Source organism: Xanthobacter sp. SG618 (assembly GCF_012932745.1).
Classification (GTDB): Bacteria; Pseudomonadota; Alphaproteobacteria; order Rhizobiales; family Xanthobacteraceae; genus Xanthobacter; species Xanthobacter flavus.
In genome coordinates, this window is the sequence record NZ_JABBHL010000007.1 from 243,655 (window position 1) to 265,429 (window position 21,775).

Below are 21,775 nucleotides of genomic sequence, written 5' to 3' on the forward strand. Positions count from 1 at the left end.
GATCAGAGCGCGTTGAGGAAGGCGACCAGCGCCGCCTTCTCCGCCTCGGTCAGGCCCAGGGGGCGGATGTGGGGGGAGAGGCGGACGGCGTCCCGGTAGAGAGGACGGGCCGCCTCCTCCGCGTTCCGCGCCCATACCTCGCCCCCTCCGCGATCGTAGAAATTGACCACGCCGGCGAGGGTCGGAAACAGTCCGTTGTGCATATAGGGCTGACTGGCACCGATATGCCGTAGAAACGGGGTCCTGAACCTACCGACATCGTCTCGACTGTCAGTCGCTTCGAACCGCCCGAGATCCTGCACCGGCTCGCCGAAGAAGGAGAGCCGCAGATTGTGGAACAGGCCATCGGAAAGCATTGGCCCGAAATGACAATTCATGCACCGGGCCTTGGTGCGAAAGAGGTGCAGGCCGGCGAGTTCGGTGTCGTTCAGGGCGGTGTGATCGCCCTCGATGAAGCGGTCGAACCGGGTGGGGGTGTCGATAGTATTCAGGTAGGCAACGAGGGCTTCCGCCAGGGCCCGCGCGGTCAACCCCTCCGCTCCAAAGACCCCCCGGAACTCCCCCTCCAGCTCGGTCCCGGCGATACGGGCGAGGGCCGAAGTAAGGTCCCGTCCCATCTCCGTGGGGTCGCTCAAAGGCGCGAGGACGCGGGCGGAGAGGTCGCTGCCCCGGCCATCCCAGTCGAACCGGGAGCGGGTCGCAACCAATTGCAATGAAGGCGGATTTCTCCGTCCCCATGCGCCCCCGATACCACGCCCCACCCGCTCGGGCACGCTGAATCCATGCGCCGGACCGTGACATGACGCACAGGCGACTTGCCCGTCCTCCGACAGCCGGGGGTCGGCGAATAGCTTCGCCCCCAGCACGGCCTTGGGTCCAGGAGACTCTGGCAGCGGCGGTACCCCCATCTCCACAAAGGCCACAGCGGCATCGATGTCCGGACGCGGCCATGAGGCCGGCGCTCCGGCGTAGGCCGCCCGCAGTTCCCCGCCCCGCTCCTCCGCCTTGGAAAATCCTGTACCGGCAAGGGTTAGCGCCACCAGCAGCACGGGACAAAGGGCGCGAGCGGACCTCAATGGCAGTCCGCCGCCACCTGGTCGCGATACACTTCGAACGAGACGGTAGACGCCCATTTCTCCCGCCGCTGCCGCCAGCGCTCCGGGCTCGTCCCATCCCTGAGCGCCCCCGCAACCGCTTGAGCCAGATCAGCATTTCCTGGTGAGACGGCGACCACCAGGGACGTAGGCTCCACGGCCGGCAGGGTGGCGGAGAACTTCTGCCACGAGAGCTTGGTGAACAAGGGGTCGAGCAGCACGCGATCGTGGATGGCAGCATCGCATTCGCCGGTCCGCACCTGCATCAGCGCAACAGCCGGAGCACGCTCGACTTTCACTGTTGCGCCAAGGCGTTGGGCGAGGTCGCGACCGTGGCGGTTGGCCTCCGAGGCGCAGACCACACGGCCCTTCAGATCGGCCCAGGACGCGAGCGGACGGTCCGACCGCATGGCGATGCTCAGGCCGGATTCAAAACCCGTCTCGACAATCCGGGCACCCCGTCTCAGCCCATCTCCAGCCCCGGCGCGGGCCACCACGAGATCGACCTCCCCGGCGGCAAGCGCCTGCGCAGCGTCATCCGGCGCCACGAGGACGAGTTCCGGACGGACACCCATTCCCCGCGCGATCTCGGCCGCGATGTCCAGATCGAATCCTTCCTCGGCGTATAGCCGCATGTCCGGCGTCTCCGGAGGCGGCAGCCAGCCGATGCCGATGCGCAGCGTCCCGCCTACCTGGGTGTTCGCGTGGGCATCCGCGCCCCGCGGCGCGAGAAGGAGCAAGGTGGCGGCGAGCGCGCCGGCCATCGCCGCCACGAATATCGCCGCGAGGAACAGAGGAGGCCGGTGGAGCCGGGCCATTGGCTTGGCAATCCCTTGAAATGATTGGATCGAGGGCGAGCGGAGTGCGGGCGCCGCCCGCTGGGAGCAAAACATCGCTTGATATTTTCTATAAAATCACTCGATTATATCAAAATTGCAAGCGGTGCCCGCGATCGCCGCCCTGCCCCGCTCACCATCCTTCGGGAGAGATTCATGCCCCGCCTATCCCTGCCGACATCCCGGACCGGCCGCGCCCTCGCCTTCTCCGCGCTTGCCGCATCCGCCCTTCTGGCGACCTCGCTCTCCGGCGGCAGCCCGGCCGCCCGCGCCGACGAGCCGCTGACCGCCATCAACCTGCAGCTGACGCCCTGGACGGTGATCGCGCAGGAGAAAGGCATCTTCAAAGACGAGTTCGATCGAATCGGCGTCAAGAAGGTGAACCTCATCGCCTCCGGCGGCGCCGACCTCGTGGGCGCCGAATCCGCGGCGGTGAACAACGGCGCCATCGCCATCGCCCAGCGCATGATCTATCCGGCCACCGTGCACCGCGCGAATGGCCTCGACGGCGTGGTCATCTGGGCGTCCGAGCCCTCCAACCGGTATCGCGCGCCCATTCTGGCCCGCGCCGACAACGACAAGATCAATTCGGTGGCCGATCTCGACGGCAAGAAGTTCGGATCGAGCCGCATCTCCTGCTATTGGTCTTCGCCGTTCGAGATGACGACCAAGGCTGGCCTGCCGTTCGATTCCCGAGATAAGCAGGGCCGGATCCGCTACACGTCCATCGACAATTCGGCGGTTGCCATCACGTCCGTCCTCACCGGCGCCACCGACGCGACCACGGCGCACCTCGCCGCCGGGGCGTTCGCCGGGGCCTGGCTCTCCGGCAAGCTGAAGGTGATCGGCCGTTCGCCCGACGACGGCGTCTATGTGAACAATGCCGGCCGCGTCACCTACTTCGCCCGCCGCGATTTCGTGAACAAGTATCCGCAGGTGGTCAAAGCCTTCCTCGCCGCACGCGAACGCACCCGCGAGTGGACCTATGACCATGTGGACGAGGCGGCCCAGATCGTCGCCGACAAGACCCGCGTGCCCGTTGAAGTGGCGAAGTTCCAGATCAACCATGCGGGCGAATGGGAGTTCATGGCCGGCGAGCCCAATGCCGACCGCGCCCGCAACGCCATCAAGAATTTCCAGGCTTGGTACGTGGCAAACGGCGACGACATTCTCGCCGAACGCAGCCTCACCGAGGCACAGATCGACGCCTTCATCGACGGGCGCTTCTTCGCCGGCGGCGAATACTCGATCTACAACTGATCGGATCCGGCCTGAACTCAACCGCCGGGACCCAATCCCGGCGGCGACGTCCTTAGTTCCTCTCGTTTCCAGCCGGATGCCTCAGCATGTCCCACACATCCGACACCATCGAGGCCGCGGCGGTCGAAGCGGCCACCGTGGACCTGCCGGCGCACGCCGAAGCCCCCGGGCGGCGCGGGCTTCGGTTGCCCAACCTCACCGGCTTCATTCTGCCTTTCATCATCCTGGTCCTGTGGCAGACGGCGGCGACTTACAAATGGATCGATCCGGTCTTTCTGCCCGCCCCCCTCACGGTTGTGACGGCATTCTGGAAGATGCTGACCAAGCAGAAGCTGGCTTTCGACTTCCTCGCCTCCATCAACATCGTCGGGCAGGCCTTCATCTATGGGTCAGCCGCCGCACTCCTGCTCGGCATCGCCGCCGGGCTGTCGCGCAAGGTCGAGGAATTCTTCGGCCCCACCTTCGATACGATCCGCCATATCCCGGGCATCGCCTGGCTGCCGCTCATCGTGCTCTGGCTCGGCATCGGCGCGCCGGCGAAGATCCTAGTCATCGCCAAGTCCGTCTTCTTCCCAGTGTTCCTCAATACGTTGCAGGGCATCCGCAACGTGGAGAAAAACTATATCGAGCTCGCCAAGGTGCTCACGCTCACCCGCTGGCAGCTCATCCGCAAGGTGATCCTGCCTGCCGCCATGCCATCCATCATGGTGTCGCTGCGCTATGCGGCGGGCCTCGCCTGGGCCCTCGTGGTGGTGGCGGAGGGGCTTTCCGGCCTTGAGGGCCTCGGCTTCCTCATCTTCCGCGCCCAGGGCCTGCTGCTCACCGACCAGTTGCTTGTCTGCATGGTCATCATCGGCCTCGTGGGCTTCGCCATCGACCGCTCCATGTTCCTCGCGCAGAAGCGCGTGCTGAAGTGGAAGCAGGGCTACGACGGCTGAGCCGGACGAAAGGAAAAGCCATGGCCACGCCCGGACACCTCACCATCCGCAACGTTTCCAAGACCTATTCGCTCCCCGGCCGCCCGCTGGTGAACGTGCTGTCGCGCGTGAACCTGGACGTGGAGCCCGGCGCCTTCGTCACCATTGTCGGCCCTTCGGGCTGCGGCAAGTCCACCCTGCTGCGGCTCATCATCGGCCTCGATGATGACTACAAAGGCGAGATCGAGCTGAACGACAAGCGCATCGTCGGCACCGCGCTCAGCCGTGGCATCGTCTTCCAGGACCATCGTCTGCTGCCGTGGCTGACGCTGGAGCAGAACATCGGCCTGAGCCTGGAAAACTCCGGCTGGACGCGGGCGGAGAAGGACCTTGCCATGCGCGAGCATATCGCGCTGGTGGGTCTTTCCGGCTTCGAGAAGGCTTATCCGCATGAGCTTTCGGGCGGCATGGCGCAGCGCGCCGCCATTGCACGGGGCCTCGCCAGCCGCCCGGAAATCCTGCTGCTGGATGAGCCGCTGGGGGCCCTCGACGCCCTCACCCGCATCCATCTTCAGGACGAGATCCAACGCATCTGGGAGGTCGAGGGCGTCACCATGATCCTCGTCACTCACGATGTGGAGGAGGCCGTCTTCCTCAGCAACAAGGTCGTGGTGATGGCCGCCAAGCCCGGACGCATCGTCGAGACGCTGGATATCGACCTTCCCTTCCCGCGCGATCGCGCGGACCCGGCCTTCGTGGCCCTCAAGCGGCGTATCCTCACAGCCATGGGAGAGGATGGCGGCAAGACCGCCACCCGCGCCGCATGAAGACCGGAATACGTTTCGCCGCAGCCCTGCTAGCGCTGACGATCCTGGCCGCTGCGGGCCCGGCGCGGGCCATGGACACGGCGCCGTCCACCGACCTGCCGGACCTCTCGGAGAGCCGCGCCGCGCTCTATGCCGGTGACTACGAGCGGGCGCTGGCCCTGCTCGAACCGCTCACAGCCACGGTGCGCCACGCCGACCTCTACAACCTGCTCGGCTTCGCCAACCGCAATCTCAAGCGCTACGACGCGGCGGCACGCTGGTACAAGGAAGCCCTGTTCTACGATCCGGTGCACCGTCCGGCGATCGAGTATCAGGGGGAGCTGTTCACCGCCATCGGCGACTTCAAGGGCGCCGAAAAGAACCTCGAACTCCTGCGCCTCCTGTGCTTCCCATCGGGCTGCGAGGAGCATGACAAGCTTCGCAAGGCGCTCGTTGCAGCCGGACGCAATTCCTGAGGGACATCGCTCAGGCGTCCGGGAAAAAGCGATCGGGCGGGCGCGGCAGGCCGAGGTGCACACGCAGCGTGGTGCTCTCATACTCCCAACCGCTTCAGCTGGCTGGCCGATGGAACGCGACTCCGCTCCGCCGTGTCACGATTCTGCCTGCGGCACTCCCTGATCCGTCTCCCGAAATTCCTGCGACTGGCGCGCCCCACGCCGAAACCTTTGACCCCAACCTTAGCGCCTAATCCGGCTGAATACGCCCTCGGCCATGGCGTTATCTCGAACTACAACTGACTTACTCATCTGCAGGGCCGAGCGCGGCTTCCCACCGACACCGGCGCGCCCGTCAACCACGCCCTGTGATGCGTAGATGATCGCCTGCGCTCGCGTGAGCGCATTCCCATGGAAAAATCGTTGTCGGGGATCGCGGGCAATTCAGCCCATTCGCAAGCTAATGCGAAATCCGTTTCAGCCTCTAAAACTGAAACCGTAAAATCCACCCAAATCCGGGATTTGATGGTGGGCGCACTAGGGCTCGAACCTAGGACCCGCTGATTAAGAGTCAGCTGCTCTACCAACTGAGCTATGCGCCCGTCCGGGGTGGCCCCCGAAGGAGGCGTTCGTGTAGCAAATGAGTTTCGGGCTGGCAAGGGGCTGGGGTGGCGCGGCGGCGAAGATTTCCACAGGTCTTGCCGCCGCCGCGTCGTCGCTTGGGGATTTACTCCTTGAAGGCCTCCTCGCGGCCCTTCTGCACCGAGGGCAGCAGCACCACCACCAGAGCGGCCAGTGCGAGCAGCAGCAGCACGGCCGAGATGGGGCGGGTGACGAACACGGTGGGATCGCCGCGGGAGATCAGCATGGCCCGGCGCAGATACTCTTCCAGCATGGGGCCGATGACGAAGCCCAGCAGCAGCGGCGCGGGCTCGCAATCGAGCTTCACCAGCGCGTAGCCGAGCAGGCCGAACAGGGCCATGGTGTACACGTCGAACACGTTGTTGTTCACGCTGTACACGCCGATGCAGCAGAAGGCGATGATGGCCGGGAACATCACGTGGTACGGCACGGTGAGCAGCTTCACCCACATGCCGATGAGCGGCAGGTTGAGCAGCACCAGCATGAAATTGCCCACCCACATGGAGGCGATGACGCCCCAGAACAGGTCGGGCTTCTCCGTCACCACGTTGGGGCCGGGCGTGATGCCCTGGATGATGAGTGCGCCGATCATCAGCGCCATCACCGGGTTGGAGGGGATGCCCAGCGTCAGCATGGGGATGAAGGAGGTCTGCGCGCCGGCATTGTTGGCGCTCTCAGGTCCGGCCACGCCCTCGATGGCGCCGCGCCCGAACTCCTGCGGATGGCGCGAAAGCTTCTTCTCGATGGAATAGGAGGCGAAGGAGGAGAGCATGGCCCCGCCGCCCGGCAGGATGCCGAGGAAGGAGCCGAGCGCGGTGCCGCGCAGCACCGGGGCGATGATGCGCTTGAACTCCTCCTTCGTGAGCATCAGGCTCTTCACCTTGGCCGCGACGAGCGAGCGCTGGTGCTCGTCCTCGAGGTTGCGGATGATCTCGCTGATGCCGAACATGCCCATGGCCAGTGCCACGAAATCGAACCCGTCGGAGAGCTCGGGCAGATCGAAGGTGAAGCGCGGCGTGCCGGTGTAGATGTCCTGGCCGGAGAGGCCCAGGATCAGCCCGAGCACGATCATGGCGATGGCCTTGACCACCGAGCCCGAGGCCAGCGTCACCGAGGCGATGAGGCCGAGCACCATCAGCGAGAAATATTCCGGCGGCCCGAACTGCAGCGCGAGGTTGGCGAGCGGCGGCGCGAACAAGGCGAGCAGCAGGGTGGCCACAGAACCGGCGAAGAAGGAGCCCAGCGCCGCCGTGGCGAGCGCCGCGCCGGCCCGGCCCTTGCGGGCCATCTGGTGGCCGTCGATGGCGGTGACCACCGAGGAGGATTCGCCCGGCAGGTTGATGAGGATGGCGGTGGTGGAGCCGCCATATTGCGCGCCGTAATAGATGCCGGCGAGCATGATGAGAGCGGAGACCGGCGGCAGGCCGAAGGTGAGCGGCAGCAGCATGGCGATCGTCGCCACCGGGCCGAGGCCCGGCAAAACGCCGATCAGCGTGCCGAGCAGCGCGCCGACGAAGCAGTAGAAGATATTCTGCAGCGACAGCGCGACGGAGAAGCCGAGGGCGAGGTTGTCGAGAAGGTCCACGCGCGCCTCCTCAATATCCGCCGAGCCACGGGCCGAGCAGCGGCAGCGGCAGGCCGAGACCCTTGATGAAGACGGCCCAGGCGAACACCACCATCACCGCGGTGTTCAGCAGCGCCGTCCTGAAGGTGAACAGGCGCGAAGCCAGCGCCGAGACGAACACGGAGACGCCGAGGGCGGGCAGGAAGCCGAGGGGCCGCACGCCGAAGCCGAAGAACACCAACGCACCGGTGATGATGAGCAGGGCCCGCCAGGCGATGCCGCTCGGCATCTCGCCGGGAAAGCGCAGGCCGTTGATGAGGATGATGAGCCCGAGCAGGCCGAGGAGGGCCGAGAGCAGGAGCGGGAAATAGCCCGGTCCCATGCGCACCGCCGTGCCCATGGGCAGCTCCTGCGTCTGCCAGCCGAACAGCAGCCCGAGGGCGATGAAAAGGAGCCCCGAGAGGACGTCCTTCGGATTGCGGATGATGTTCATGTCCCCCCTCGATGCCGGCGCGTATTGGTTGCGCTCTGACAAATGGCCTGCTGTGTGACTGCCCGCGCGGCTGGCTCCGGCCACGCGGGTGTTTTCGTAAGGGCGCGCAGTCTCAGGAGCGCGCAGACGCGGGCGCGACCCCTACCGATATCAGCTGGGGCGTCGGGCCGGAGGTCCGGCCACGACGCGCGATCTCACCGGGAGCGGAGATCAGTCGGCGTAGACGCCGGCGCTCTGGATCACCGGCTTCCACTTGGCGATCTCGGCGATGACGAAATCCTTGTGGAAGGCCGGGCTGCGGCGATCCTTGGGCTCCGGCTCAGTGCCGAGGTCGGCGAAGCGGGCGACGACCTTGGGATCGTTCAGGGCGACGTCGAGGGCGGCGTTCAGCTTGTCGACGATGGCCTTGGGCGTGCCCTTGGGGGCATAGATGCCGTGCCACACCGCCACCTCGAAGTCCTTGAGGCCGCTTTCCTGCATGGTCGGCAGGTCGGGCAGCGACTTCACATGGTCCTTGGTGGTGACCGCATAGGCCTTCACCTTGCCGCCCTTGATCTGGCCGGTGGTGTTGGTGGTCTGGTCGCACATGAGGTCGATCTGGCCGCCGACCAGATCGTTCATGGCCGGACCCGTGCCCTGATAGGGAACGGTGGTCATCTGCGTGCCGATCGAGGACATGAACAGCATGCCGCACAGATGCGAGGCGGAGCCGACGCCGGCATTGCCGTAGGTGACCTTGTCCTTGTTCGCCTTCACGAAGTCGACGGCCTCGGCCATGGTCTTGGGGGCGAAGCCGGGCTTGCCGATCATGGTCATGGGCACGGCGGTGACGAGGCCCACGGCCTCGAAGTCGGTCGCGGGATTGTAGGGCAGCTTGCGGTAGAGCGTCGCCGCGGTGGCCTGGCCGATATGGTGGAGCAGGATAGTGTAGCCGTCGGGCGCGGCCTTCGCCACCTGGCCCGCGCCGCGGGTGCCGCCGGCTCCGCCGACATTCTCCACGATGACCTGCTGGCCCAGCGTCTTCGACATGGATTCGGCGACGAGACGCGCCACCGTGTCGGTCGGGCCGCCGGCCGCAAACGGAACCACCATGGTGATCGGCCGCGTGGGGTAGTCCTGCGCCGTCGCTGCCGCCGAAAAACCAATCGCCGCGGCAAGCGCGAGGGCGGCCGAGAGCATTCGCATGGGCATTGTCCTCCTCCGGGGATCCTTCAGCGACCCCTTCTGAATCCTTTTGAAAGTCGCGACGGCCGTTACGTCAAGCCCGAAGTGCCGCAGCGTCGCCGGCAGCCTGGCACCACCCGCATGCCCAAGCTGCCACCTTCCGGCCGTACTACAGCCACGCCGGATCGCGCAAGCTTTTGGCAAAGCAGGGTTTTTCCCGGCGTTTTCCGCAAGGAACCAGCGGGGGCCTAGCCGGTTCTCATGACAAGACCCCCAAAGGAGATGTTATGAGAATCTCGCCCTTGCCCCTCAGTCGGGCTTTGCTGTCCAGCGCGGCGCTCGCGCTCGCGGTTCCCGCCGTCGCTTCGCTCGCCGTTGCGACGCCGGCAACCGCGCAGCAGGCGCAGAAACGGACCCAGGGCCAGCCGCAGCAGACCGGCCGCGAGCGGGTGGACGTCAACGTCTTCTACGCGCCGCTGGCGGAGCACGGCAGCTGGGTGCGCCATCCCGACTACGACTACGTCTTCGTGCCCTCCGGCCTCGACGCCTCGTGGCGGCCCTATCAGGAGGGCCGCTGGCTCTGGACGGACGATTATGGCTGGTACTGGGATTCGGCCGAGCCGTTCGCCTGGGCCACCTACCATTACGGCCGCTGGGGCTATGAGCAGGCCTATGGCTGGTTCTGGGTGCCCGGCGACACCTGGGCACCGGCCTGGGTGACGTGGCGCAGCGGCGGCGGCAAGACCGGCTGGGCGCCCATCGCACCCGATTCCCGAGGCTATGCCTATGGCGCCCCCCGCGTGATGGACCCGCCGGTGGCGGAAAGCTGGGTCTTCGTCGAAAACCGATACCTCGCCGCGCCGGAGCTGGCGCTGCATGTGGCGCCCATCGCGCAGATCGCCGTGTGGCTGTCGCGGGACAATCCGCGCGTCTACCAGCCGCTCTATCGCGACGGGGTGGTGACGACCCGCTTCGTCGACCGCAACGACTATGCGAGCGTGATCGAAGGCGGCATCCCCTCCCGCCGGGTTGTCTTCGTGGACAATTACCGGGACGAGTTCGTCGATCGCGGCGGCTATGTGGGCATTTACGGCCCGCGCGTCGCCCGCGCGAACCGCGTTCCCCCGCCGCCGCGCTTCGAGCGCGAGCTGCCGCAGGACCGACGAATCCTGGTACGCAACTATGTGGGTGAGCGGGTGCCGGGGCTGGCCGCGCCGTCCGCCGCTTTGCTCTCGGTCATCGACGATAGCCAGCGGCGCCAGCTGCGCGAGCAGCGCTGGTCGGGCAACAACCGCGCCTATGAGCGGGAGATTGACCAGCTGCGCGAGCGTCAGCGCGACCGCATCCAGAAGACTGTGGAGGAGGCGAACCGCAACGCGGGCGAGATGCAGGAGAAGCGCCTCGAAGCCATCAAGGCGCGCAACGAGAAGCTGCAGCAGCGCGTGGAGCAGCGCCAGGAGCGGGCTCAGCAGGTGATCGACAAGATCCGGCAGGAGCGGCCCAACACCCTGCCCGCCCGCGCCACCGACGACAACCGGCCCGGCGCCCCCGGCGCTCGCCCCGGCACGCCGAACGTGCCGCCGCCCGGTGCCGGCGACGCCGCGCGTCCCGGTGCGCCCGGTACGCCGCCGGGCACCCCGCAGCGCAATCCCGATGCGCCGACCACGCCGCCGGACCGCACGCCGCCCAATGCGGCGCGTCCTGACACGCCGCGCAGCGGCCAGCCTGAGCGCAGCGAGCGTCAGGCCGAGCCGGACCGCGCCCGTCAGCCGGATGCGGCGTCGCCGGCGAGCCCTGCCGAGCGTCAGGACAGGCAGGCCCAGCCCGATCAGGGCCGCCAGCCGGAAACGCCGCCCAACCGGCCGGCCACCCCCGCGCAGCCGAGGCCTGATGGCAATGCGCGTCCGGAGCAGAGCGGTGCGCCGAACCGCCCTGCCGTGCCTACCAATCCGGATCGAGGCCGCGAGGATCGCCCGTCTCCCGGACAGATGGACCAGCCGAAGAACGCCCCCTCCCCGCGCGCCGACCGGGAGCGGCCGGAGCGCCCCAGCCGCGATCAGCCCCGCCCCGTGGATCGGGCGGCCACGCCCGACCGCGCTGCCCCCGACCGTCCCGCGCCCCAGCGCGCAGCGCCGGCTGAGCGGCCGGCCAACCGGGCGCAGGGCGATGGCCCGGCGCGCGAGCCCGCCGCCCCTGCGGCCCGCGAGCGCGCCCAGCCGGGCCCGACGCCGGGCGGAGCCGCCGCCGGTGCCGCACGCCCCGGTCCTGCGACTCCGGCCGCCCGGCCGGGCGGCGCAGCAGCCCCCGGCGGTACCGCCGGGGCTCCCGGCGACGGACCGGGCCGCAACTGATCCCGCAACGAAAAAGGCCGCCCCACGGGGCGGCCTTCTTTCTTTTTGACGAGCGGTAGACCTCAGCCCACCGCGCTCAGCTAGCGGCGCTCAGCTGGCAGCGCTCTGGGCGTTCATGCTCTGGCGCTTCATCTGCAGCTTGTTCAGCGCGGTGATGTAGGCCTGCGCGGAGGCCACCAGCGTGTCGGGATTGGCGGCGCGGGCGGTCACCGACTTGCCGTTCTCCTCGAGCCGCACGGACACCTCGGCCTGCGCATCGGTGCCCTCAGTGACGGCGTGGACCTGATAGAGGTCGAGCTTGGCCTGATGCGGCACCAAAGCCTTGATGGCGTTGAAGGTGGCATCCACCGGGCCGTTGCCCTCGGCCTCCTCGGTGATGACGCGGCCGTCCACCTCGACGCGCATGGTGGCGCGCTGCGGGCCGTGGGTGCCGGCGATGACCGACAGGGACAGGAGCTTGATGCGATCGTGGGAGACCGCGATCTCCTGATCCACCAGCGCCTCGATGTCCTCGTCGTAGACCACCTTCTTGCGGTCGGCCAAGTCCTTGAAGCGGGTGAACGCATCGTTGAGCGCGTTCTCGCCCAGTTCGTAGCCCATAGCCTTGAGCTTGTCGCGGAAGGCGGCGCGGCCGGAATGCTTGCCCATCACCAGCGAGGTCTTGGAGACGCCGACGCTCTCGGGCGTCATGATCTCGTAGGTCTGGGTATGCTTCAGCATTCCATCCTGATGGATGCCACTCTCATGGGCGAAGGCGTTCCGGCCGACGATGGCCTTGTTGTACTGCACCGGGAAGGATGTCACCGCCGAGACCAGCTTGGACACGCGGGTGAGCATCTTGGAATTGATGCCGGTGCGATAGGGCAATACGTCCGAGCGGGTGTCGATGGCCATCACGATCTCTTCGAGCGCGGCGTTGCCCGCCCGCTCGCCGATGCCGTTGATCGTGCATTCGATCTGCCGCGCGCCGCCGGCGAGGCCGGCCAGCGAATTGGCCACCGCCATGCCGAGGTCGTTGTGGCAATGGACGGAGAAGATGGCCTTGTCCGAATTGGGCACGCGCTCGCGTACGGTGCGGAAGAGCGCCTCATATTCGCCGGGGGTGGTGTAGCCGACCGTGTCGGGGATGTTGATGGTGGTCGCGCCGGCCTTGATGGCGGCCTCCACGCACCGGCACAGGAAGTCGATCTCGGTGCGGGTGCCGTCCTCGGACGACCACTCCACGTCCTCCACGTGGTTGCGGGCGCGGGTGACCGAGGCCACCACCATCTCCAACACCTCATGCGGCTCCTTCTGGAGCTTGTACTTCATGTGCACCGGCGAGGTGGACAGGAAGGTGTGGATGCGCCCGCGGCGGGCGTGCTTCACCGCCTCGGCGCAGCGGTCGATGTCGTTCAGGGCGGCGCGGGAGAGGCCGGCGATGGTGGCATTCTTGGTGCGGCGGGCGATCTCCGCCACGCTCTCGAAATCACCGATGGAGGCGATGGGGAAGCCGGCCTCGATCACGTCCACGCCCATCTCGTCCAGCACCTCGGCCACTTCGAGCTTCTCCTCGAAGGTCATGGAGGCGCCGGGGCACTGTTCGCCGTCACGCAGGGTGGTGTCGAAGATGATGACGCGGTCGTTGGCGCCGACGGTGTTGCTGGCAGTCATGGGAACGGTCCTTCTCGCATCCGGCGCGGCCCGTCTGGGGGCATGTTGTCCGGATCATAAGCCGAAAACAGGCGCCGGGTCTTCAGGCCCGGCGGCGGCGTTTCCCCTGAGTGCCCAGGCGCAAGCCCGGCCGGCCCTCAGGGGCGGCTAAGGAGAAGAAGCGCGCGCAGAATAAGAGCGTTGCCCGGAACCTTGATGGTCCGGGGCTGAGAGGCGGCGGTCTTGGTCGTGCGGGACGACACGGGGCGCTCTGCTCTTCGCTCACGAGTACGGGAAGGTGCTCATAGCCGAAGGAAGCGGCTGAAGCAAGGGGTGTGGGGTGAGGTGGGATGCCGTCCGCAGGCATCCCCTCCCCTATTGCACCGGCAGGATGCGTTTTCCCGTGCGGGCAGCCTCGTCATAGATGCGGGTGTCGCCGGGCTTCAGGGAATAGCAGGTCTGGGCGATCACCGGCGTGCCGGCGGCGAGCAGCTGGCCCACGGTGGCAAAACGGTAGCCCTTGGCGCGCAGCGCGGGGATGAGGATCTTCAGCGCCTCGGCGGTGTGCTTGCCGCGGCCATTGGCGTGCATGAGCACGATGGAGCCGGGCTTGATGCCCCGGAGCATGTCGTCGGCCATGCCCTTGGCACCGATGAAGGCGGGATCGCCGGAATCCACGTCCCACTGGATGGCGAGGTGGCCGGTGTCGTTCACATAGTTCAGGGATTCGGCGCTGCACGAGCCATAGGGGAAGCGGAACAGGCTGACGGCCTGGGGCTTGGGCAGCATGCAGCCCTTCGCCTCCGCCTGCTCGCGGCCGAGGGCGAGGCCGATGTCGGCATCGTCCACCTGCCGGCGCATGGCTTCCCCCGTCTTCACGGTGAGATTGGCATGGGACCAGGTGTGGTTGCCCATCTCGAAGCCGGGATCGGCCGTGAGCTGCCCGCCACGCTCGGGATGGCTGACCATCCACTTGCCGCCGGCGAAGAAGGTGGCGGCAACGCCCTCGGACCTCAGATAGTCGACGATCGCGCCGTCATAGCCCGAGGTCTCGCTGGAGGCCTCGCAGAGGTCGAAGGTGAGGGCGACCATCTTCACCCCCGGCGGCAGGTCCACCCGGCGGATGGAGCCGCGCAGCGCCGCCGGCACCGGCGCCGAGGCGGGCACCGAGATGTCCGGCAGCTGACCCGGCCCGCCGGAGTGCGGCCGCACGATCTCTTCGCCCGGCTTCGCCGCCAGCGCCTGGGGCGGATAGCAGGCCGGGCCGGCGGCGAGCGCAGGCGCACAGAGGCCGGCGAGCAGGAGCGCGGCAAAAAGCGAACAAAGCGGCAGTCGGATCGAGGGCAAGGCGTCACCGGCACAAAGCGTCGCCATCGGGCGGCGGCGCACCGGCTTAGCCCTGCGCGCGGCGCATTTCCAGTGGCCGCACGGCTCGGTTGCGGTCACTTGCTGTTGCGCAGGGAAACATGGGCGCCGCGCGAATGGCGGCCCGCGGCTCCCATCAGCATCGCGTGACGGCCGATCAACAGAATCCATTTGAATGCAGACGGCCTGACGGAGTACGCGGCGAGGGCGGGCCGATGGCCCCCTGATCCGGGACGTCCCATGAACATCCTCTCCATCCAGTCGCACGTCGCCTACGGCCATGTGGGCAACGCTTCCGCCGTATTCCCGCTGCAGCGTCTGGGTGTGGAGGTGTGGCCCATCAACACCGTGCAGTTCTCCAACCACACCGGCTACGGCGCGTGGCGGGGGCAGGTGTTCGAGGCGTCCGTGATCGGCGATCTGGTGGAGGGCATCGCCGAGCGCGGGGTGCTGTCGCGCTGCGACGGCGTGCTCTCCGGCTACATGGGCTCGGCCGATATCGGCGCCGCCATCCTCGATGCGGTCGAGCGGGTGCGGGCGGCGAACCGCAACGCCGCCTATTGCTGCGACCCGGTGATCGGCGACGTGGGCCGCGGCATCTTCGTGCGCCCGGGCATCCCGGAATTCATGCGCGAGAAGGCGGTGCCCGCGGCCGATGTCATCACCCCCAACCAGTTCGAGCTGGAGCTGCTCACCGGCCGCACCTGCACGACGCTCCCGGAGGCCATCGCCGCCTGCGACGCGCTACACGCGCTGGGGCCGAAGGTGATCCTCGTCACCAGCCTGCATGTGGGGGAGACGCCGCCCGATTCGATCGACCTTCTCGCCTCCGGCCCGGATGGTCGGTTCCTGGTGCGCACGCCGCGCCTCGCGCTCTCGCTCAACGGCGCGGGCGACGCCATCGCCGCTTTGTTCTTCTTCCACGTGCTGCGCACGGGCTCCACCGCGCAGGCGGTTTCCCTTGCCGCATCCTCCATTTACGGGGTGCTGTCGCGGACCGAAAAAGCACAGTCTCGGGAATTGCTGCTGGTGGAAGCGCAGGAGGAGTTCGTTACCCCTTCCCGGCTCTTCCCGGCCTCGTCGATCTGAGGCTAAATTGTGGCAAGCAAGTAAAGAGGCCGGCGTGGGGGCGCGGGTGCTCTTGTAGCGTTCGAGAGCTGAGATGCCGCGCCGGTATGTGACCCTGGACGTGTTCACCACCCGCCCTTTCGGCGGCAATCCGCTCGCCGTGGTGCTCGATGCCCAGGGGCTCGACGACGCGGCCATGCAGCAGATCGCGCGGGAGTTCAACGTCTCCGAAACGGTGTTCGTGCTGCCGCCGAAGAACAAGGCGAACCGCGCCCGCATCCGCATCTTCACCGTCGCCCACGAAATGCCGTTCGCCGGCCATCCCACCGTCGGCGCCGCCGTGCTCCTTGCGCTGGAGGACAAGCTCGCCACGGGCACCCTGCGCATCGAGGAGACCATCGGCACCATCACCTGCGAGGTGACGACGCAGGGCGCCACGCCGGCTGGCGCGCGCAAGGGATCGGCCGTGTTCACCGCGCCGCGCAAGGGCGAGATCGAGGAGGTGAACATCTCCCGCGCCGCCTGCGCCGAGGCGCTGAACCTCGACGAGGGTGACATCGGCTTCGACGCCCACCGGCCCATCGTCGCCAATGCCGGCGTGCCCTTCCTGTTCGTGCCGCTGGCCGACCTCACGGCGCTCGCCCGCGCGCGGCCGGACGAGGCGGCCTTTATCGCCTCCCTCGGCGGCTTCGGCGAGGCGCTCTACCTTTACACGCTGGACGAGGAAGGCGACGCGGACTTCCGCGCCCGCATGTTCTCCCCCGGCCTCGGCACGGAGGAAGACCCGGCCACCGGCTCCGCCGCCGCCGCCTTCCCCTGGGTGCTGCTGGACGCCGAGAACCGGGTGGACGGCCACCACAAGGTGCGCATCGACCAGGGCTTCGAGATGGGCCGGCCGAGCCGGGTCGATCTCGGCTTCACCGTGAAGGGCGGTCAGGTCACCGGCGCCACCATCGGCGGCGGGGCGGTGGTGATCGCCGAGGGCGTGCTGCATATTTGAAAGATGCCAATGGGTAAGGCGCCACACTTGAGCGCAGCCAATAGGTGGCATTGAAACAACTCACGCTCGTGAGCCGGATTCCAGCCTGCTTTCGCGTGCGGCCGGGCTTGGCAGTGGCGTGATCACGCCTATGTCTGCCGCATCGCAGCACTCCCGGCCCCACGCCAGAGGATTCCTTTCATGAGCGCGACGTCCCTATTCGAACCCTTCCGCCTCAGCGAGCTGACGCTGCCGAACCGCATCGTCATGGCGCCCCTCACGCGCAACCGCGCCGCCGCCGGCTTCGTGCCGAGCGACCTCGCGCCGCAATATTACGCCCTGCGGGCCGATGCCGGCCTCCTCATCACCGAGGCCTCGCAGATCTCCCAGCAGGGCCAGGGCTATCAGGACACGCCCGGCATCTATTCCGACGCCCAGGTCGAAGGCTGGAAGAAGGTTACGGACGCGGTGCACGCCAAGGGCGGGCGCATTTTCATCCAGCTCTGGCATGTGGGACGCGTCTCCCACACCTCGCTGCAGCCGAACGGCGGCGCGCCGGTGGCCCCTTCCGCGCTCACCGCCGCCACCAAGACCTTCGTGAACAACGGCTTCGCCGAGACCTCCGCGCCGCGCGCGCTGGAGCTGTCCGAGATCCCCGGCATCGTCGAGGATTACCGCCGCGCCGCCGCCAACGCCATCAAGGCCGGCTTTGACGGCGTCGAGGTGCACGGCGCCAACGGCTACCTCATCGACCAGTTCCTGAAGGACGGGTCCAACCAGCGCACGGACGCCTATGGCGGTTCCATCGAGAACCGCAGCCGCTTCCTGCTGGAGGTGATGGACGCGGTGATCGCCGAGATCGGCGCCGCCCGCACCGGCCTGCGCCTCTCGCCGGTCTCGCCGGCCAACGGCATCACCGAGAGCCATCCGCAGGCGCTCTTCAACCACGTGATCGACGAGCTGGAAAAGCGCCACCCCGTCTATATCCACGTGGTGGAAGGCGCGACCGGTGGTCCGCGCGACGTGGCGCCGGACTTCTCCTTCGAGGAGCTGCGCAAGCGCTACAGCGGCGCCTGGATGGTGAACAACGGCTACGACCTCGCCCTCGCCAACGCCGTGCTGGCGGAAGGCAAGGCGGACCTCGTGGCCTTCGGTAAGCCGTTCATCTCCAACCCCGATCTCGTGGAACGCCTGCAGCGCAACGCGCCGCTCAACGAGCTGGACCGCGACACGCTCTATGGCGGCGGCGCCAAAGGCTATATCGACTACCCGACCCTGAAGGACGCCGCCGCGTGAGCGGCGGCTGGGGCCAGGACTGGACCGTGGACCGGCGCATCGTGCCGGTCCATCGGCTCGGCCTTGCCTTCGAGCCGGGCGGCTGGAGCGAGATGGCGCCGCGCCGGGGCGAGATCGAGGCGCATTTCGCCCGCCGGGCGGCGGACAATCCGCATCTGTGGAACGGGCCGATCCTGCTCCTCGCCCGCCATGACTTCACAGACGGAGTGCTCTCCGGCGCCTTCCGCCAAACGGATTTCGCCGCCTTCACCTTCTGGCGCGACGAAGGCTGGAAGGACGAGGGCATGGTCAACGCCTTCGCCCTCGCCGCCATCGAAGGCTCGGATGGTGGCTTCGTGCTGGGTGTCATGGGGCCGCATACGGCCTCGGCCGGCCGCATCTATTTTCCCGGCGGCACGCCCGACCCGTCCGACATCACGCCTGACAACCGCGTGGACCTTCACGCTTCCATGCTGCGCGAGCTGACCGAGGAGACCGGGCTCCTGCCCGCCGACATCTTGCGCGACGACGGCTTCACCGGCCTGTTCGACGGGCCGCGCGTGGCCCTCATGGGCCGCCTCGTGTTCGATGCCCCGGCCGAAGACCTCGCCGCCCGCATCCGCACTTTCCTCGCGGCGGAAGCAGAGCCGGAACTCGCTGATGTGGCGGTGGTGAAGAGCGAAGCCGACCTCGCCCCCGCCATGGCTCCCTTCGCGGTGGACTACATGCGCTGGCGCTGGGCGGGGAACTGAGGGCGCACAGCGCAGGCGGTGCCCTAACGGGAGCTTCGTCCGCCCACGGCATTAACGTCCGGTTCACCAAACGTTAAGCTTCACGCAACCATAAGGACCACAGTGACGTTGTGATCACGGCTCTCGACGGAGGATCAGGGGCATGAACACGGTCATTGCGTTTCCCGATACGGCCCGCCAGCCGGCGCGGCGCGGATCGTCCCGTGCGGATCGCGGCGCAAGCCGGCCGGAAGGGGCGGAGATCGTCATCCTGCCGGTGGTGCGGATCGAACGGCATGTTTCGGCCCTGCCCGGGCCGACGCCCGAGGCGGAAGCCGTTTTCCGGCCGTGCCGCAGCCATTGATTTCAGGCGAACGCGCGTTCAGTTCGAGGGCGTGCAGGTCGCCGCCTCGAGTTGCCGGCGCACGAGTTCCCGCATCCCGCGCTCGCGCACGAAGGCGCGCACCGCCACGATGCCCTCCCGCGAGGGGGATTCGATCACCAGCCGGTCGGCGGCGGTGATTTCCTCGTCTTCCGGCAAAGCCGCCTTTTGCTTGCTGGTCATCAGATCCAGCTCGATCACCTTGCCCGCCGCCTGGTCGCTCAGCGCGTAGAAGGCGAGCGCTTCCGAGGTGTAGAAGGAGACCGAGGTGTAGTCGGCGGTCGCCGGCACGCGCACCTTCAGCGGCGCCCCCGACAGATCATAGAGGCAGATGGCCGAGATGAAGGCCGGGTCCGTCATGGGCAGGGTCTGCTCCAGCGGCGTCGGGTCCGGCAGCAGGGTCAGCACATTGGAATCCATCAGCTCGGAGAGCCGCGCATAGGCATTGCGCTCCGCCAGCGCCGGCATGGCCAAGATGGACACGATGTGGGCGATGGCCCCCAGCACCACCGAAAAGGCGATGAACAGCAGCAACTGCCCCGGCGTGCCCAAGCGCGGGCGCACGAAGCGGGGCCGCGCCACGTGCGGACGCGGCAGCCGCGCGAAGAACCGGCTCCAAAGCCGTCCCGCGAGCCGCCCGCCGCGTGCCGCGACCTCGGACGCCTCCCCGCGCAGGTCATCGAGGGTGGTCACAGGCAGGCCTCCCGCGTGATGCGGGGCAGCACAGCGGCATCCGCGCCCGAGGTGAAGGAGAAGGGCGCGTCATAGAGCCGGAGCGCCACTTTCAGCCGGGGCCGGGCGCCGGTGGGCAACCAGTTGCCGGTACGCGCGCGGGGAGAGAGGCGCACATCGATGGCGCCGTTATCGCGATAGACCACCTCGGCGCTGGTGAAGCCGAAGCGCCCGGCATCGTTGGGAATGAGATTGCCGTCCTGGTCTGTGATGGTGAGCGTCCACAGCCGCGCCTGCGGCAGCACGCCGACGATGCGCGTCTCGCAGCGCCCGTCCAGCGGGTTGCCGGCATCATCCGTCGTGGCGAGGAAGAGAAGACCGTCGGCCAGCTCCAGCGGCAATTCCCCCGAGCGCGCCACGAAGGCGCGGGCATAGGGGTCGGCCTTGGAGGTGCCGGACCGCGGCCAGCCTTCCCAGGAGCCCACGCGCACGTTGTCCAGCCCCCGCGAGTGGGTCACGGAAAACCATGTGACGCCCAGCCCGAGTATGGTGGCGATAAGAAGCGTGAAGGCGAGCGGCAGTAGGCGCACGGGAGGTCCGAAGCTATCCGCCTCTATCTAGCCCACAAAGCCGGCGCGGGCAAAAGCCGGCGCCGGGAGGGCCCCCGTGGCCTCACTTTCCCTCGAAGCGGGGCGGCGTCTTCTGCACGAAGGCCTTCGCGCCGGCGGCGAAATCCTCGGTGCGGGCGCTGGCGATGAAGGCGTCACGCTCGGCATTCAGTTGCTCGGACAGGCTGTGGCCGAAGGAGGAACGCAGCAGGTGCTTGATGCGGCCATAGGCCAGAGTCGGTCCCTCGGCGAGGCGCTTCGCCAGCTTGTCCGTCTCCGCCGCGAGCTCGGCCGCAGGCACCACCTTGTTCACGAGCCCGAGCCGCAGCGCCTCGTCGGCCTCCACGGTATCGGAGAGAAGCGCGATCTCCATGGCCTTGCGCAGCCCCACCACACGCGGCAGCGAGAAGGTGGAGGAGCCATCCGGCGAGGTGCCGATGCGGGTGTAGGCGAGGGTCATCTTCATGTCGTCGGCGGCGATGGCAAGGTCCGCCGCCAGCGCCACCGAGACGCCCGCTCCGGCCACCGCGCCGTGCAGGCTGGCGATCACCGGCGCCGGCATGGCGGCCAAAGCCAGGATCGCGTGATGGAATGGATCGATGATGGCGCTCACCACCTTGGGCGCATCCGGCCCCGCCGCATGGAATCGGGCAACGTCGCCGCCGGCGAGGAACGCCCGTCCCTCGCCCGAGAGCACCACCGCGCGCACGGTCTCGTCCCGGCTCACCTTGTCCACGGCGGCCGCGAGGGCCAGCACCGAGGCCTCGTCCAGCGCATTCAACACGTGCGGACGGTTGAACCGGATGCGGGCGATCCCGTCCGCGATGTCGAGGCGGACAGGGCTGTTCTCGGGGGTCATGGGCGTTCCTCGGGTGCTTCTGTGGTCAGGCCGCGAGGGACGCGGGCCGGCGCGCCAAGCTGCCAAAGGTAACCGCGCGCAGCAAGCGGCCCCGGAGGCGCGGATCCCGCCACCTTTTAAGTCTACTAATTCAGTCGATTTTACAATGTCGTGTGTGGGTTATTTCCCTATTGCGCATCAAAACGCGGTAATTTAGATTAAGACATAAGTTTTCTGGATAATTAGCGCTCTCCCGCTGTGAGTTGGGAATATGGGCGTACGGAGCTCGCCATGACCTCGCCTTTGCAGCGCAAGCTGAAGATCGCCGGCCCCACCGTCGTCACCGCCAATCGGCTCGCCGATGGCGCGGTGGTGTGGCTGAGCCCCGCCGGCGGCTGGACCGACAGCATCGGCGCGGCGGCCGTGGGCTCCACCAGCGAGGACGTGCTGCGACTGCTCGACATCGCCCATGGCGACGAGAACACCGCCGTGGGCGCCTACCCCGCCCCGGTGCGCATCGGTGCGAACGGCACGCCGGAGCCCGCGAACCTGCGTGAGCGCATCCGTGTGAGCGGCCCCACCGTCGCGCTACCAGCCGGCGCCTCCGCGGCCGCCTGAGGCCGGCGTCCCGTCGCGCCTGCCG

Annotated in this window: 21 protein-coding genes and 1 tRNA gene; 11 read left to right on the plus strand and 11 right to left on the minus strand. The window is 67.8% G+C overall.

Features of this window, described 5'->3' with window-relative positions; all coding sequences use genetic code 11:
- Positions 1–2 precede the first annotated feature (2 nt).
- Entirely contained in the window at positions 3–1,049 is a 1,047-nt protein-coding gene (locus FHT36_RS19110; protein WP_348644514.1) for a cytochrome c peroxidase, read from the minus strand.
- A gap of 23 nt (positions 1,050–1,072) precedes the next feature.
- The gene (locus FHT36_RS19115) at positions 1,073–1,858 is read right to left on the minus strand and encodes a transporter substrate-binding domain-containing protein (protein WP_246702327.1); all 786 of its coding nucleotides are present in this window, start codon (positions 1,856–1,858) and stop codon (positions 1,073–1,075) included.
- 228 nt (positions 1,859–2,086) lie between these two features.
- On the opposite strand from FHT36_RS19115, the gene FHT36_RS19120 reads away from it, so the two are divergent.
- The 4 genes from FHT36_RS19120 (at position 2,087) to FHT36_RS19135 (ending at position 5,389) form a co-directional block, all read left to right on the plus strand.
- Positions 2,087–3,190, plus strand: a complete 1,104-nt coding sequence (locus FHT36_RS19120) for an ABC transporter substrate-binding protein (RefSeq protein WP_169124067.1) — start codon at positions 2,087–2,089, stop codon at positions 3,188–3,190.
- Positions 3,191–3,276: 86 nt separating this feature from the next.
- Positions 3,277–4,128 (plus strand): ABC transporter permease, encoded by an 852-nt coding sequence (locus tag FHT36_RS19125; RefSeq protein ID WP_169124068.1) that lies wholly within the window; start codon positions 3,277–3,279, stop codon positions 4,126–4,128.
- A gap of 20 nt (positions 4,129–4,148) precedes the next feature.
- Positions 4,149–4,934 carry an ABC transporter ATP-binding protein gene (locus FHT36_RS19130; RefSeq protein ID WP_169124069.1) on the plus strand — a complete coding sequence of 262 codons (786 nt, stop codon included), beginning with the start codon at positions 4,149–4,151 and terminating at the stop codon, positions 4,932–4,934.
- A gap of 71 nt (positions 4,935–5,005) precedes the next feature.
- Positions 5,006–5,389: a lipopolysaccharide assembly protein LapB gene (locus FHT36_RS19135; protein ID WP_246702314.1), complete on the plus strand. Its 384-nt coding sequence runs from the start codon at positions 5,006–5,008 to the stop codon at positions 5,387–5,389.
- A gap of 505 nt (positions 5,390–5,894) precedes the next feature.
- On the opposite strand, the gene FHT36_RS19140 is transcribed toward FHT36_RS19135, so the two are convergent.
- From FHT36_RS19140 to FHT36_RS19155, 4 genes are all read right to left on the minus strand, one after another.
- A tRNA-Lys gene (locus tag FHT36_RS19140) sits at positions 5,895–5,970 on the minus strand.
- A 125-nt stretch (positions 5,971–6,095) separates the two neighbouring features.
- Complete coding sequence (locus FHT36_RS19145; RefSeq protein WP_169124071.1) at positions 6,096–7,595, minus strand: tripartite tricarboxylate transporter permease; 1,500 nt, start codon at positions 7,593–7,595, stop codon at positions 6,096–6,098.
- Between the two features lie 10 nt (positions 7,596–7,605).
- Positions 7,606–8,067: a tripartite tricarboxylate transporter TctB family protein gene (locus FHT36_RS19150; protein WP_169124072.1), complete on the minus strand. Its 462-nt coding sequence runs from the start codon at positions 8,065–8,067 to the stop codon at positions 7,606–7,608.
- A 210-nt stretch (positions 8,068–8,277) separates the two neighbouring features.
- Positions 8,278–9,252 (minus strand): tripartite tricarboxylate transporter substrate binding protein BugD, encoded by a 975-nt coding sequence (locus tag FHT36_RS19155; protein WP_169124135.1) that lies wholly within the window; start codon positions 9,250–9,252, stop codon positions 8,278–8,280.
- Positions 9,253–9,533: 281 nt separating this feature from the next.
- Between FHT36_RS19155 and FHT36_RS19160 the strand changes: the two genes are divergently transcribed.
- Complete coding sequence (locus FHT36_RS19160; protein WP_169123890.1) at positions 9,534–11,582, plus strand: DUF6600 domain-containing protein; 2,049 nt, start codon at positions 9,534–9,536, stop codon at positions 11,580–11,582.
- Between the two features lie 90 nt (positions 11,583–11,672).
- Here FHT36_RS19160 and FHT36_RS19165 read toward each other — a convergent pair whose 3' ends face one another.
- Together FHT36_RS19165 and FHT36_RS19170 are read right to left on the minus strand one after the other, a co-directional pair.
- Complete coding sequence (locus FHT36_RS19165; RefSeq protein ID WP_169124073.1) at positions 11,673–13,235, minus strand: 2-isopropylmalate synthase; 1,563 nt, start codon at positions 13,233–13,235, stop codon at positions 11,673–11,675.
- 354 nt (positions 13,236–13,589) lie between these two features.
- The gene (locus FHT36_RS19170; protein WP_169124074.1) at positions 13,590–14,561 is read right to left on the minus strand and encodes a polysaccharide deacetylase family protein; all 972 of its coding nucleotides are present in this window, start codon (positions 14,559–14,561) and stop codon (positions 13,590–13,592) included.
- Between the two features lie 258 nt (positions 14,562–14,819).
- Here FHT36_RS19170 and pdxY point away from each other — a divergent pair, with 258 nt between their 5' ends.
- From pdxY to FHT36_RS19195, 5 genes are all read left to right on the plus strand, one after another.
- Complete coding sequence (gene pdxY / locus FHT36_RS19175; protein WP_169124075.1) at positions 14,820–15,668, plus strand: pyridoxal kinase PdxY; 849 nt, start codon at positions 14,820–14,822, stop codon at positions 15,666–15,668.
- 73 nt (positions 15,669–15,741) lie between these two features.
- Positions 15,742–16,647, plus strand: coding sequence for a PhzF family phenazine biosynthesis protein (locus FHT36_RS19180; RefSeq protein WP_024280518.1), 906 nt, complete (start codon positions 15,742–15,744; stop codon positions 16,645–16,647).
- 180 nt (positions 16,648–16,827) lie between these two features.
- Positions 16,828–17,922 carry an alkene reductase gene (locus FHT36_RS19185; RefSeq protein WP_169124076.1) on the plus strand — a complete coding sequence of 365 codons (1,095 nt, stop codon included), beginning with the start codon at positions 16,828–16,830 and terminating at the stop codon, positions 17,920–17,922.
- Positions 17,919–18,653 (plus strand): NUDIX hydrolase, encoded by a 735-nt coding sequence (locus tag FHT36_RS19190; RefSeq protein WP_169124077.1) that lies wholly within the window; start codon positions 17,919–17,921, stop codon positions 18,651–18,653. The genes FHT36_RS19185 and FHT36_RS19190 overlap by 4 nt, the downstream gene beginning before the upstream one ends.
- 142 nt (positions 18,654–18,795) lie before the next feature.
- The gene (locus FHT36_RS19195) at positions 18,796–18,996 is read left to right on the plus strand and encodes a hypothetical protein (RefSeq protein WP_169123891.1); all 201 of its coding nucleotides are present in this window, start codon (positions 18,796–18,798) and stop codon (positions 18,994–18,996) included.
- 18 nt (positions 18,997–19,014) lie between these two features.
- Here the strand turns inward: FHT36_RS19195 and FHT36_RS24910 are convergent, their stop codons facing one another.
- The 3 genes from FHT36_RS24910 to FHT36_RS19210 form a co-directional block, all read right to left on the minus strand.
- Positions 19,015–19,548: a DUF1254 domain-containing protein gene (locus FHT36_RS24910; protein WP_210257876.1), complete on the minus strand. Its 534-nt coding sequence runs from the start codon at positions 19,546–19,548 to the stop codon at positions 19,015–19,017.
- Positions 19,549–19,703: 155 nt separating this feature from the next.
- Positions 19,704–20,276, minus strand: coding sequence for a DUF1214 domain-containing protein (locus FHT36_RS19205; RefSeq protein ID WP_169124078.1), 573 nt, complete (start codon positions 20,274–20,276; stop codon positions 19,704–19,706).
- Positions 20,277–20,358: 82 nt separating this feature from the next.
- Complete coding sequence (locus tag FHT36_RS19210; RefSeq protein ID WP_169124079.1) at positions 20,359–21,153, minus strand: enoyl-CoA hydratase/isomerase family protein; 795 nt, start codon at positions 21,151–21,153, stop codon at positions 20,359–20,361.
- Positions 21,154–21,423: 270 nt separating this feature from the next.
- Here FHT36_RS19210 and FHT36_RS19215 point away from each other — a divergent pair, with 270 nt between their 5' ends.
- Entirely contained in the window at positions 21,424–21,750 is a 327-nt protein-coding gene (locus FHT36_RS19215; protein WP_169124080.1) for a DUF2849 domain-containing protein, read from the plus strand.
- The last annotated feature ends 25 nt before the right edge of the window (positions 21,751–21,775 follow it).

What these genes read in the sequence shown, in the direction of transcription:
- FHT36_RS19115 (WP_246702327.1), bottom strand. Translation starts at nt 1,858, where the DNA reads ATGGCCGGCGCGCTCGCCGCCACCTTGCTCCTTCTCGCGCCGCGGGGC.
- FHT36_RS19120 (WP_169124067.1), top strand. Translation starts at nt 2,087, where the DNA reads ATGCCCCGCCTATCCCTGCCGACATCCCGGACCGGCCGCGCCCTCGCC.
- FHT36_RS19125 (WP_169124068.1), top strand. Translation starts at nt 3,277, where the DNA reads ATGTCCCACACATCCGACACCATCGAGGCCGCGGCGGTCGAAGCGGCC.
- FHT36_RS19130 (WP_169124069.1), top strand. Translation starts at nt 4,149, where the DNA reads ATGGCCACGCCCGGACACCTCACCATCCGCAACGTTTCCAAGACCTAT.
- FHT36_RS19135 (WP_246702314.1), top strand. Translation starts at nt 5,006, where the DNA reads ATGGACACGGCGCCGTCCACCGACCTGCCGGACCTCTCGGAGAGCCGC.
- FHT36_RS19150 (WP_169124072.1), bottom strand. Translation starts at nt 8,067, where the DNA reads ATGAACATCATCCGCAATCCGAAGGACGTCCTCTCGGGGCTCCTTTTC.
- FHT36_RS19155 (WP_169124135.1), bottom strand. Translation starts at nt 9,252, where the DNA reads ATGCGAATGCTCTCGGCCGCCCTCGCGCTTGCCGCGGCGATTGGTTTT.
- FHT36_RS19165 (WP_169124073.1), bottom strand. Translation starts at nt 13,235, where the DNA reads ATGACTGCCAGCAACACCGTCGGCGCCAACGACCGCGTCATCATCTTC.
- pdxY (WP_169124075.1), top strand. Translation starts at nt 14,820, where the DNA reads ATGAACATCCTCTCCATCCAGTCGCACGTCGCCTACGGCCATGTGGGC.
- FHT36_RS19180 (WP_024280518.1), top strand. Translation starts at nt 15,742, where the DNA reads ATGCCGCGCCGGTATGTGACCCTGGACGTGTTCACCACCCGCCCTTTC.
- FHT36_RS19185 (WP_169124076.1), top strand. Translation starts at nt 16,828, where the DNA reads ATGAGCGCGACGTCCCTATTCGAACCCTTCCGCCTCAGCGAGCTGACG.
- FHT36_RS19195 (WP_169123891.1), top strand. Translation starts at nt 18,796, where the DNA reads ATGAACACGGTCATTGCGTTTCCCGATACGGCCCGCCAGCCGGCGCGG.
- FHT36_RS19210 (WP_169124079.1), bottom strand. Translation starts at nt 21,153, where the DNA reads ATGACCCCCGAGAACAGCCCTGTCCGCCTCGACATCGCGGACGGGATC.
- FHT36_RS19215 (WP_169124080.1), top strand. Translation starts at nt 21,424, where the DNA reads ATGACCTCGCCTTTGCAGCGCAAGCTGAAGATCGCCGGCCCCACCGTC.